This window comes from Roseimicrobium gellanilyticum, from assembly GCF_003315205.1.
Classification (GTDB): Bacteria; Verrucomicrobiota; Verrucomicrobiia; order Verrucomicrobiales; family Verrucomicrobiaceae; genus Roseimicrobium; species Roseimicrobium gellanilyticum.
On sequence record NZ_QNRR01000007.1, the window covers coordinates 255,736 to 268,403 of the forward strand.

Here is a 12,668-nt window from a genome sequence, read left to right on the forward strand (position 1 = left end):
CCATTACCTGCCCTTCGCCATCTTGAATCGTTTCAGGGTGCGTTCACGTTCTTGGCTGTGATCCACAATAGGCAGGGGATATCCTTTCGCCAGCGGGGTATCGCAGGGCTGGAATAACTTCTCCGCCGCCACATCCTTCAGCTCGGGCACCCACTGCTTGATGTACTCACCCTCGGGATCGTAGCGCTTCGTCTGCGTCCAGGGATTCTGGATGCGGAAATAGGGGGCCGCATCCGCGCCGGTCCCTGCGCTCCATTGCCAGCCGCCGTTGTTGCTGGCGATCTCGCCGTCCACGAGCTGCTGCATGAACCAGCTCTCACCGAGCCTCCAGTGCACATGCAGGTCCTTGGTGAGGAACATGGACACGATCATGCGCACGCGGTTGTGCATCCAGCCGGTGGCCAGGAGCTGACGCATGCCAGCATCCACGATCGGGAAGCCGGTACGGCCTTCCTTCCAAGCCTCGTAGTGCGCGTCATCGCCGTCCCATGGGACGCTGCGGAACTCTGGATTGAACTCCATCTCCAGCACCTCCGGCCAGTGATGCAGCACCGTCATGTAAAACTCCCGCCACGCCAGCTCCTTCACGTAGGCCTCGATGCTGGCCTTCGTGGATGCTTTGGCTGTCGCTGCCGCCTTCTGGCACCGCTGGTACAATTCACGAATGCCGATGAGGCCGTAACGGAGATCCGGACTCAAGCAGGAAGAATGGTGGCCCGCGGGAGTATTGCGCATGTCTGCATAGGCTGCGAGCCTGCCCGAAGAGATGAAGGCTTTCATGCGATCCCGTGCTGTGCGTTCGCCGGGAGGTGGGGTGGCGGCGGTGCATTCGGGCAGGCTCCAGTGGCGCACTGTGGGGAGCTTGAGACTCACCAGCTTGGGCAGAGTTATTCCCAGCGACTTCACTGCGGGCACCGGCTCCGGTTTCGGTAGCGACAGCCAGTTCTTGGAATAAGGGGTGTAGACCCGGTAGGGTTTGCCTTCGCCATTGAGCACCTCCTCCGGGCCATGAAGGGTGACATCCTTGAAGGTAAGAAACTCTACGCCGTGTTTCTGGCACATAGCGGCCACTTTCCCTTCCACCTCACGACCAAAAGGGTCAGGATCGCGGTTGGTGTAGACAGCGCTGGCTCCGGTCTCATGCACCAGCCTTTCCAGTTCGCTGACGGCGTCGCCTGCTCGCAGGAGCAATTGTGACCCAATGGCCTCCAAGTTCTTCGCCAGGGACTCCAGATTCCCGCAGAGGAAATGCTGACGGTTCGGTCCGGTCCAGTCGTGCTGGCGTTTCCAGGTGCTCAGAATGTAAGCGGGTACTACCTGGTCAGAGCCCTTGGAGGCATGATGCAGTGCGGTGTTGTCCGTGAGACGGAGGTCACGGCGAAACCAGTGAATGCTGACCCGGGGCATGCCGCACCTATACGAGCCACGGTCGCAGGAGGGCGAAAAAAATGGAAATGTTTACCCGTTGCCCAAATGCCCGAAGACGGGGATAGTTCCGGCCCCCATTTCACATCATTTCATGTCGCGCACTTGGAAGCTCCCACTTCTCGGCCTGCTGGCGGCCGTTGTCGGCCTGCTGGCGCTGGCTGCATGCAAGGATGAGAAAGAGAAGAAGACCGGCTCGGATGGCGAGGAGGTGGTCGAGATCCCCCTGGACCTCGATGAGCAACTCATCAAGAAGACCATCTCCCGTCTTGGGACGGGGTTCATGGTTTGGGAGCGCCTTCGCAATGATCGCTGGGAGATCTGGGTGAAGAAGCTCAGCGGAGGCAAGGAGACCCGCATCATCCCGGCGGAGGAAGGGCGCGATCACGCATGCCCCAAGATCTCTCCGGATGGCCGAATGCTCGCCTACATGAGCTACCCCAAGGGGAAGACGGGCTACCCGGGGCACGCCAGGAAACCGGGCACCCTGTGGCTCATGAACCTCGTCAGCAGGAAGCGGCGGGTCATTTCCCAGGAAGCCAGAAGCTATGCAGAGCACCGTGCCGTGACGTGGCTGGATGCGAACCGCCTGTGCTACATCGATGGCGAAGGCTATTCGACGGAATACGACGTGAAGACGGGCAAGACCAAGCGCCTTGTGAAACTGGCCCATGAGACTTTTGGTTATCTCGTCAGCCCGGACATGAAGCATGCCACCAGTGGCACGCCTGAATTTGCCATTTACGACCAACAGCAACAACTGGTGCGCAACCAACAGCGCATGGGCGGCTGCCAGCCCTACTTCACCCAGGATGGCCAGTGGGGGTACTGGATGGGTGGCGCGGGCGGCCCCATCAACAAGATGCGGCTGGCCACCCGTGAGATAGGTCAGGTATTGCAACGCGATGATACGCGGCTGCACGGGAAGCGGAATTATGTCTACTTCCCCATGGTGTCGCCGTGCCAGAGGCTCATGGCCTTTGCAGCGTCTCCCGACAAGCACGATCACTTTGAGGCGGACTACGATATCTATCTCGCGCACGTCCATCCCCAGCAGCTCTATATTATCGGAAACCCGGTTCGTTATACGAAGTTCAAGGGAGTGGACCGTTATCCCGATGTGTTCCGGCGCGAGTTGCCCCTTGGCTCACACTACATCGAGGGGAAGACGGAGATGAAGTTCACCATTCCCGCAGAGCACGCCTCCGGAGAATGGCAGTGGCATATCACGGGGCGGTTCACCGCCACTGGCACCTCTGTCACGCGCACTTTCGAGCATCCCGGTGAATATTGGGTGGAAGCGAAGCAGGGGGGCAAGAAGCTCCGGGGCTATGTGAATGTACGCGAGGCCACCGCACCCCAGGTGGATGGTGTACGTCGCGAAGGCAAGGACGGCATCATCGTCGACTTCGATGAGCCGGTGCTTGCCGATGGCGCCTCTGTCACCGTCGCTGGTGGGCAGGCCGTGCCGGGATGGCAATTGATCAATGACGGCTATGCCGTTTCCCTGAAACTTCCGCCGGGCACGCCAGAGACTGCCGTCTTTGAACTGGATGGCTTCCGGGATATGGCCCAGCAGCCCAACCGCATGGTAAAGGCCAAGGTCAATGTGCCCTCCGTCGCATGGCCCGCATCGGATGAAGGGATGGTCTTCGTCTGGGAGAATGTGAAAGGACGCACCTCACTGCCCAACGGCATGCCTTGCGAGGTGTCCCCCCAGGGCCTTGCCTTCTGGTCCGACCACGGAGCCATGAAGCTCAGGGGTGGATGGTTTGATGCGCCCAAGGCTGGGGAGTTGGTGTCTGCCTCCTGCGTGAAGAGCAATGAGGTGACAGTGGAGATGATTATCACTCCGCAGCCAGCGCCCTTCGACAAGGAACTGCACCCCATCCTGACGCTGGCCAATAGCGAGAAACAACGCAACCTGACCATCGGCCAGCGCGGCACCAGGCTCTATCTGCTGCTTCGCACCCCCGAGCAGGAACCCGGCGCTCCCATGGAGGAGACTCATCTCGCCGGAGTAGATAACAATCAACCACATCACCTCGTCATCGCTTATCGAAAGGATAAGCTCAGCGTGTGGATTGATGGTACACAAGTCTGGCATCGCAGCCGGATCCGGGGCGACTTGAGCAATTGGGAGGACATGAAGCTGCGTTTCGGTGCGTCCTCCGAGGGCAACAACTCCTGGCGTGGTCTCATTGACAGAGTGGTCATCTACGACCGCTGCCTGTCGGACGAAGAGATCTCGCAGCACTCCAACTCTTCCATCGTGGCGGAGTCGAAGCGCAACCCGCTGCAAGAGTGGAAGGTCGTGGCCAAGCTCATTGAGGCATCGCCTGTGCCGCCACTGCAGGAATTTCAGCCCTATACCGAGGCTCTCGTGAGGCACTTGTATGAAGTGCAGGAGGTCAAGGAGGGCTCCCTGCTTCCTTCCAAGCAGATTGCCGTGAGCCACTGGATCTGGCTGGATTCACAAGCATTGTCTGCCCAGCAACTCAAGGTGGGTGATATCGTCCACTTGACTCTGCATCGTGAAGAGGAGCACACGGAACTGAAGAGCTTGTTCATCAAGGATGAACTCATCGAAGGCTTGGGCGCAGACCGCTTTCATGATGCTACCGACTGGGATACTGAAATCATGAAAGCCAGTTCCAACGCGGATAAGATCGAAAGTACGGGGCGCTGATTCTGCTGCCCACTGCTGTATTGCGTGAGCTAAAGTGAGCTGCTGGCGATGCTCCAGGCTTCACTTGCCGTTGCAAACACCAGGCGGCCCTCGCGCGCACGTCTGGCGAGAGATAGCGCATTCTCCACGAAATCTTCCCAGGTTGGGAGCGCTACGAGATTTGAGCGAATGACGAATGCCAGATGCGTAGGACCTTCGGCATCGGCCGCGGATGACTGGCTCAGGAGGCGATCGAGTTCTTCTTCGAAGAGGACATTTGGCAGCCACGGGCTCAACGAGCCCTTTTCATAGGACGTCAGTGGAAGGATGCCAAGGCCGGTCGAATTCTCCGGGTCTGCAATCCTGAAGTCCTTGGCGGAAGGTCGGTAGGCGCGAGAAGGGATGGATGTTCCATCGGGAATGACGCCTGTGCCGCGCTCCGCCTCCACCAAGCGTGCGACTTCTGGCATCCGCTCCAAGGTCACGTCTACCTGAACGCCTTCTTGCTCAAGGATGCGCACGACCGCATTACTTAGATAACGATCCCCGCCGCGATAAGAAGCCGGCGTCTTGTCGAGAGCTCTCCTATAGGCCTCAATCGCGGAGCGGACGCATGAGGTGACCCACGCTTCGTCAACGTGATCCTGAAACCATTCGTTAGCCTGCTCATCCCATCGCCACGGGTGCACATGCAGGCCTATCTCATCTCCTTCGCTCAACATGGAGTTCCACTCTTCTTTGAATTGCTCGAAGGCCCAGGTGGCGCTTCCATTGGACTTCTCCACTTGCGGATCAGCTCGGGGAAACCAGGTGAAGTGAACGGGCGCTCCGCCTGCGACAGCGCTCAATAGACTGCGAAAGGCGGACGTCCTCCTGAAAAATTCCGAGGTGGATTGCCACGAGGCATCGCTTGGCTCAACCACGCGAGCATCCGGCTCCACGTCGACGCCGAGGATTGTGGGGATCGCCGGCCCTGTGTAAGGGGAAGCTGCCGCTCTCGTGAGGCTCAACCGATCCAGCAGTTCGATACGGGAGCGGCGCATCTCCGACAGGTGGGACTGAAGCCTTTCCATCTCGCGAAGCCGGGCCTCGCATAGCTGTATGAGTGCAGGGTCGGCTTGGGCTGTGACGCTTGAGTGCGAGCTCTCTATCACGGTCAGTCGAGCCTCACAGAGCGCTTCCAACTCCGCTGCTCTGCGACTTTCCGCGTCGAGCTTGGTTCTCAACCGGGTCACCTTTTCCTCCACCCGCTTCTTTTCCTCCTTTGCCTTCGCCAGCGAGCTCTTCAAACGCTCCACCTCCGCGTGGTGGCGGGATTTTGAAATGAAAGGGAATTTCATCGTGACGATGGGTTAGCGACCATGCATGGGCCGCCGGCGGATGATGCCCTCCGCGACACGTATAATTGGCTGGATTGCACAGTGAACATTGAGATTGTGAAGGATGATGGGGTCACGGTGACTCGGAGTGAGGAGTCGACGATGGATACCCGGGGAAGGCGGGCAAGGAACTGCATCATATCACGCCTAAGTACCTAGGCGGTGCCCCTGTGGGTCCCACTATATTGCTGGATGCTGCCTACCATCAGCTGATCACGAATGAGTTCCGGCGATTGGCTCCATACGGACATACCACGTCCAGATCCCACCGGAGTGCAAAGAATTATGAAAGAAGTTTATTCAAAGTATCCATTGCCACCTACAAATTGGTTATGAGAGAAACGTGTGAGTTCCGTGTCGTTGAGGAGTTTGCTCCTCAACTTTTTGAATCTACCGAGGGGAAACGTTTGGGTGATTCTGTTAGGAAAGTTGAGATTGCGACAGACGATCCTCGATTTAGTGCTGTAGGACGACTGCAGTTGGAAACTAGGTCAAAGACGGATCGTTCGTTCTTTTACGGATGGAATATCCGACGACGTTACTCGAAAACGGAACTCGACAACGCTGTACTCTTTCTACTCAACGTAACCTCAGTTTTTGAACCCGCGGGCGAGGAGTGTGGGACGAAGTACGATGACTCAACGGCTTGCCCACGCTGTGGCGCTGGAGCCATGCAAGCCACTTCGCTTTTTCTGCCTGAAAGCCGAATTCCGAAGACCAAGGAGATTAGCAAGACAATCGGGGGTGAGATTGTGGTCTCGCAGCGGGTAAAAGAATTGTTTTTGCGGCACGACGTTACTGGCGCAGCATTGTTGCCTCTTTGCCCCAATTCGTCGTCAAGCGCGGAATCCAATGCTTGGTTCCAGCTAGGGGTGTTGGAGGCCAATGCCGAAGTCATCGCACCAACTCGCGTCGGTATCGATCCATTTGACGATGACGTGAAAGGCGAGTGCCGTTGTCCACTCGGTGATCTAGTCGGGCTCAATTTGCTCTCTGAGGTAACAATCACGTCTGGCTCGCGCGGTGAGGCGGACATCTTCTGCACGCGGCAGTTTGTCGGAGTTAGACGTGGATTGTTACGGCCGGAGCGAATCATCCTCATTTCACCCAAAGTCTGGAGGGTGCTCGTATCTGAAAAGATCAAGGGTGTTGAGATCGAAGTCGCACATATTGCATGAAGCAACAAGTGGAGAGACCCGACGTCTCCGGCCAATTCTTTCTCGTACGCTATGTCGGCTGCATTGCCGCGGCAGCTTCACTTGCAGCCTCCGCCCAGGACAAACCGGACCCCGGCGCGGCGGAGTTGAAGAAGGCGATGACGGAGTTGGTCGGGACCATCAAGGATGGGAATGATGCGAAGATTGCGGAGTTGGAGGGGAAGGTGTTGCCTGATGCGGAGAGGATTGGGAGGGGCTGCGTGTGATGTCGGGATGAAGTGCCATCTCTTCTACTGGGATGGTACTGGCTGGAGCATGCTGAGGCCTTCGGTGTAACAAATGTTACCGTGCTACGTGAGGGAGAAACTTTGGACTGCCAGCGTTGTTCAACTCCTGCGCTTCCTTACACCCATTTGACTCTATGAAATCCGAAATGCCTTTCACTAGGAAACATGGCGCCGCACCTTGGGAGGTCATCCTTTGTGTCATACTTTTTGTGGTCGCAGCTGCACCCACCCCCGCCCAAGACAAACCCGACCCCGGCGCGGCAGAACTGAAGAAGGCGATGATGGAATTGCGTGAGGCCATCAAAGACGGGAATGACACGAAGATTGTGGAGTTGGCGGGGAAGGTGTTGCCGGATGCGGAGAGGATTGGGAAGGGGCTCGGAGCGGGGGCTGGGGAGGGGAAGGAGAAGGTGGTGGCGTTTCATGCGCGGATGCCGAAGGATGGGCAGGCGCTGGCGAGGTTGTTTGCGGTGAAGCCGGCGCAGACGGAGGTGCAGGTGCATGGGTCGACGACGGAGGAGATGGCGGCGTACGAAAATGGGTCAGTGGCGGCGAAGGAGTTTCCAGCGGCGGTGAAGGCGCTGGCGGAGAAGGGGGTGTTCGTGCCGGGGAAGACGTATTATGAGGTGGAGTTTCTGGAGCCGGGGAATGATGTGGGGATGAAGTATCACCTGTTCTACTGGGATGGGAGTGGGTGGAGCATGCTGGGGCCGGTGTGGAGGATGGTACAGTAGGTAGTCAGTAGTCAGTAGTCAGTAGTCAGTAGTCAGTAGTCAGTAGTCAGTGGTCAGTGGTCAGTGGTCAGTGGTCAGTGGTCAGTGGTCAGTGGTCAGTGGTCAGTGGTCAGTGGTCAGTGGTCAGTGGGGGTGGGGGTGGTGTGATGGTTTTGGACTACGGAGTGGGAGTGAGCCTTGGGGTGGGAGGATCGGTGCTGGGCTTTGAAGTGGTGGGTGAGAGGCTTTTTGGGAAAGATTCTCCTTTGTTGACCAGCATCCGCGCCCCTCTACTCTGCGCGGCTCATGGCTGAATTTTTGCGGCAGTTGCTCGCTCCTGGTACAAAGGCGCCCCGGTGGTTCACCGCGGTGGTGGTGGTGTGTCTGGTGATCACGGCATGGTGGTATGTGACCCGGGCGATCCAGCACGGGACGGATGTGTCCAATGCCATCGACAAGCAGCTTGCGGCGGAGCGAGCGCACCGGTTCGATGGCGATGCTGACGCGCAGAGTGAGGCTGGCAGGCCGATGCGCTCCTTCGACATGAATGACCAGCGCGTGTACATGAACTATGCGCAGAACCTGCGCGAGCACGGGATCAGCCAGTTCACCACCCGCATGCGCATGCCCATGTACATGTGGCTGCTGGCGTTTGCGGCACCGGATGTGAAGATGGAGCCCACGCTGGAGGCGCAGAGGCAGTATGTGTCCGACTTCTTTCCCAAGGCGCGGGCGTTCAATGTGTACCTGTCGCTGGTCTGCCTGGTGGGGATGTTTTTTGTGGTGCGTGGGTGGCTGGGGAACTGGCTCGGGGTGGCGTTCATCCTCGTGGCTGCGTTCCAGCTCTACATCCTGAAGTCGCCGTACGTGCAGCCGGAAATTCTACTGACGACCTTGATCACGATTGGGACGATTCTCGTGGTGAAAACGCTGCATGAGCCCACCTGGCAGAATGCGCTCGTCACCGGGTTGGTCCTCTGCGCGTGGCATCTGACCAAGGCAAATGCGCTGGTGGCGCTGGGCCTCATGGGGCTCGTGCAGGGAGTGCAGCTTCTATGTGCACGCGACTGGCCGCGCCGCTGGGCGATTGTGATCGCGGGTCTGGTGACGCTGGGAGCCTACATGCTGCCGATGTCGAAGTACCTGTACACGTCCTACGAGCTCTTTGGCGACCCGTTCCACAATGTGCAGAGCAAGTACTACATGTGGGCGGAGGATGTGCATCAGAAGCATGAGATGCAGAAGATGGGCCTCGACCGGGATCTCTCCACCGTGGACAAGGATGGCGATGGAAAAGTCGACAACCCTGAGGCCCTGCCGACCGCGAAGAACTACTGGAATCAGCACTCTTGGGAGCAGATCAAGAAGCGCTTCGTGAAGGGTGTCTCGATGATGTTCACGAACAACTATGAGGAATACACTGCCATCCACTGGCTGCAGATCCTCTGGGCGGGCATCGTGGTCTGGGCGGCGTCCCGGAGGTGGAATGAGGCGGTGTTTGGGGTGTGGTCCTGGGGATGGTCCATGCTGTTTCTCGCCGCGTTTCTCACGGTGCTGGTCTACCTCTTCGGGTGGTTCACTCCGCTGAAGGTGGGGCCGCGCCTGCTGAACTCCATCTCGCTCATCCCGCTTTTCTTCTGCATGGCGGCCACGGCGTATCTGTTGCGCCAGGATTCGTTCAAGGTCGGCAGCTGGACCATCTCCAGCAGCAAGGCGGTGACGTTGGTCTTTCTTGCCTTCTGGCTTGTACTGACTGTGCGGCAGGTGCCGCATGACCTCGAACTTGGCTACTTTGCCGGCTAAAAACGAGCGGAGAGGGGGAGGGTAATTTTTAGGGGAAATGAATTAACCCCGTTCCCCCTGCCGTTTGGTATCCGTCTCCTCACCTGTATATTACCCCGCTCCCACCCATGCCGACCGCTTCCGCAGCCTTGAGTTCCAGCGACGACGCCTCTGAACAACCCCTAGCCGCACCTGTTCCTGCCCCTCGCATCTCGCTTTTGGGGTGGGCCTCCGCGGTGGGCATCATCATGCTCTTTGCCCTGGGGCTCTACATGTATCCGCCCCTGGCCAATGCCGGTCGCGAGGTGCAGACGCCGACCTGGGCTCTTTTCTTTGGACGTTTCCATCCCATTGCGGTGCATGTGCCTGTAGGTGTGCTCTTTCTGGCGGCGCTGATGGATGTGCTGGCGATTCGCCGCAGCCCGCTGGGGGATGCGCTCAAGCCGGCCATCACCTTCATCATGGGCGTGGGGGCATTTGGTGCGGTGGTCGCGGTGATTCTCGGAGTGGTGCTTTCGCGTGAGGGGGGCTATGACAGCGCCACCTTCCAGGCCCACCAGACGCTGGGGCTGGCCACGGCGGTGCTCGCGATTTTGTCCTTTGTGTTCAAGCTCATCACGGATGCCAGCGGCCGCATCCCCATCATGCATCGCTTTTTCATGGTGAGCACGCTCGGTGTCATGAGCGTGGGCGCTCATCTGGGTGGGAACATGGTCCACGGTCCGGACTACCTGCTCGACCACGCACCGACGGCGGTGCAGACGAATGTGGAGAAGGCGGAGGAGAAGCTGCTCTCCTTCTTCGGTCCCCTGCGCAAGGATATCCCAGGCGCAGAGAACCACGCTCCGGAGCCGGGCAGTGAGAATCCGCAGCCTGCGGCGGCCAACATCGATCCGGCAGACCCCACGGTGTACGCTTCCCTGGTAGCTCCCTTGATGGAGACCTACTGCTACTCGTGCCATGGCGCTGACAAGGACAAAGGAGCGCTCCGTCTCCATACCCACGAGCTCATGCTCAAGGGTGGCGATAGCGGGTACAATCTGGTGCCGGGCCAGCCGGACAAGAGCCTCATGATCTCCACCATGTTGCTTCCTCTCGATGACGAGGATGACATGCACATGCCACCGGGCAACAAGCCCCAGCCCAAGAAGGAGGAAATCGCCCTCCTGAGCTGGTGGGTGAAGGAAGGGGCCAGCAAGGAGCTGAAGCTTTCCGAGGCCAAGGCAAAGGTCCCCGCCGAGTTGCAGGAGACGATGCAGACGCTGCTTTCGAAGTCGAAGTCGGGCTCCGGTGGCAGCATGCCCCCTGCCTTCCTTGTCATGGCGGAGGCGGCTGCCCAGGTGGACCCTGCCGTGGCGGAAGCGATGAAGAAAATCAACGGCAGTGGTGCGAGCCTGGCACCGGTCGCTGCGGACGCGAAGCAACTCCGCTTCACGGCGCTGAATGTGGCGAAGGACTATGCGGATGCGAACTTGAAGGAGCTTGAGCCCATCGCAGCGAGCATCGTCGCGCTCGATCTCGCGCGGACCAAGGTCACGGATGCGGCGTGCGACACCATCGTCAAGATGACGAACCTGAAGGAACTTCATCTGGAGAATACTGCCGTCACCGACGCAGGTGTGGAGAAGCTGAAAGGGCTCGCGAATCTGGAGTACCTCAATCTCTATGGCACCAAGGTGACGGACAAGGTCTTCGGCAGCCTGGAGGGGCTGGGCAAACTGAAGTCCGTGTACCTGTGGCAGACGGGTGTGACTCGTCCTGCAGCGGAGGCCTACAAAGCAAAGCATGCCGGCATGCTGGTAAACACTGGCTGGACGGACGCGGACAATGCGAAGGCGGTCGCCGCTGTGGCTCCCGCTCCGGTCGTTGCACCCGCGCCAGCGGCCCCAGCGGCTCCGGCGAAACCCGCTGCTGCGCCAGCGCCAGCACCGACTCCAGCTCCCAAACCGGCTCCTGCTCCCGCTGCGGCTGCGGCGGCTACCAAGGTGGAAGGCACCGCCCTGCCGAAGGCCGGTGATGCGAATGCCAAGGTGTTTGCGGATGTGGTGCTGCCCATTCTCGAGGCCAAGTGCGTGAGCTGCCACGGTGCGGACAAGTCGAAGGGCAAGCTCAAGCTCCATACCTTTGCAGATGCTCTCAAGGGTGGCAGCGATGGTGAGACCACGGTCATCGGTGGCAATGTGAAGGACAGCCTGCTCCTCGTGCGCTCCAAGCTGCCGGTGGATGACGACGATCACATGCCGCCCAGCGACGAGCCGCAGCTCACGAAGGCGGAACTGGCATTGCTGGAGTGGTGGATTGCCGAAGGCGCCAAGGAAGACCTCACTGTGGTGGCCGCGAAGAAGACCCCGGAGATCGAGTCTTTCCTCAAGGGGCTCGCCAGCTCCAAGCCCGCCACAAACGCGGTCGCCAAGAAGGAAGAGAAGCCCAAGGCCAAGCCGTTGACGGATGCCGAGAAGAAGTCTGTCGCTGAAGTCACGGCAAAGATGACTGCCCTGAACACCACGCTCATGCCGCTGGCGCTGGATACTGAGCAGCTTCGTTTCGGCTGCGTGAACGCCGCAGACAAGTTCGGTGACAAGGAACTGGCTGAGCTCGCTCCGGCCGCGCCGCATATTGCCTGGTTGGATCTCGGTCGCAGCAAGGTCACGGATGCCAGCCTGTCCACGATCGCGAAGATGACTGCGCTGCAGCGTCTGCACCTTGAAAAAACTGCCGTCACGGATGCTGGTCTCGCCCAGCTCGCTGGGCTGCAGAATCTGGAGTATCTCAATCTCTACGACACCAAGGTGACTGACGCCGGCATTGCGAAGCTGGCCGCGAACAAGTCGCTCAAGAAGCTTTTCGTGTGGGGGACGCCGGTCACCAAGGATGGCGCCAAGAAGCTGGAAGCCGCCGTGCCCGGACTTCAGGTGAACGTTGGCCTCAGCGCCGAGGAAATCGTCAAATTGGTCGAGGCAGCCAAGCCCCCGCCCCCTCCCGCGCCTGCACCGGCTCCTGCGCCTGCGCCGAAGAAAGAGGAAAAGAAGGAGGAGAAAAAGCCCGAGCCGCCAAAGCCTGCCAATGCTCCTGCGGGCCCTGCAAAGCCTGAGAACAAACCCGCCACCCCGTCACCTGCTCCAACTCCAGCTCCCGCACCAGTCGCGCCACCGAAACCGGCAGACGCGCCTCCAGCGGCTGCACCCGCTCCTGCGCCAGGAGCGAACAAGAAATGATGAAGCCGTTCTTGCGCGCGTGAGCTTCCTCACGGAGGGCGA

The 12,668-nt window shown here is 59.4% G+C and carries 8 protein-coding genes; 6 read left to right on the forward strand and 2 right to left on the reverse strand.

Features of this window, described 5'->3' with window-relative positions:
- Positions 1-3 precede the first annotated feature (3 nt).
- Positions 4-1,407 carry a cryptochrome/photolyase family protein gene (locus tag DES53_RS19685; RefSeq protein ID WP_113960013.1) on the reverse strand — a complete coding sequence of 468 codons (1,404 nt, stop codon included), beginning with the start codon at positions 1,405-1,407 and terminating at the stop codon, positions 4-6.
- Between the two features lie 112 nt (positions 1,408-1,519).
- Between DES53_RS19685 and DES53_RS19690 the strand changes: the two genes are divergently transcribed.
- A complete protein-coding gene (locus DES53_RS19690; RefSeq protein WP_170157236.1) occupies positions 1,520-4,114 on the forward strand; it encodes a LamG domain-containing protein in 2,595 nt (864 codons plus the stop codon).
- Between the two features lie 29 nt (positions 4,115-4,143).
- Here the strand turns inward: DES53_RS19690 and DES53_RS19695 are convergent, their stop codons facing one another.
- Positions 4,144-5,433 carry a polysaccharide deacetylase family protein gene (locus DES53_RS19695; protein WP_113960015.1) on the reverse strand — a complete coding sequence of 430 codons (1,290 nt, stop codon included), beginning with the start codon at positions 5,431-5,433 and terminating at the stop codon, positions 4,144-4,146.
- 710 nt (positions 5,434-6,143) lie between these two features.
- Here DES53_RS19695 and DES53_RS19700 point away from each other — a divergent pair.
- From DES53_RS19700 to DES53_RS33560, 5 genes are all read left to right on the forward strand, one after another.
- A complete protein-coding gene (locus DES53_RS19700; RefSeq protein ID WP_113960016.1) occupies positions 6,144-6,650 on the forward strand; it encodes a hypothetical protein in 507 nt (168 codons plus the stop codon).
- The gene (locus tag DES53_RS19705) at positions 6,647-6,895 is read left to right on the forward strand and encodes a hypothetical protein (protein WP_113960017.1); all 249 of its coding nucleotides are present in this window, start codon (positions 6,647-6,649) and stop codon (positions 6,893-6,895) included. The genes DES53_RS19700 and DES53_RS19705 overlap by 4 nt, the downstream gene beginning before the upstream one ends.
- Before the next feature lie 155 nt (positions 6,896-7,050).
- The gene (locus DES53_RS33890; RefSeq protein ID WP_113960018.1) at positions 7,051-7,650 is read left to right on the forward strand and encodes a hypothetical protein; all 600 of its coding nucleotides are present in this window, start codon (positions 7,051-7,053) and stop codon (positions 7,648-7,650) included.
- Between the two features lie 285 nt (positions 7,651-7,935).
- On the forward strand, positions 7,936-9,432 hold the full coding sequence (locus DES53_RS19715; protein WP_113960019.1) for a hypothetical protein: 1,497 nt from the start codon (positions 7,936-7,938) through the stop codon (positions 9,430-9,432).
- Positions 9,433-9,539: 107 nt separating this feature from the next.
- A complete protein-coding gene (locus DES53_RS33560; RefSeq protein WP_113960020.1) occupies positions 9,540-12,626 on the forward strand; it encodes a c-type cytochrome domain-containing protein in 3,087 nt (1,028 codons plus the stop codon).
- Positions 12,627-12,668 lie beyond the last annotated feature (42 nt).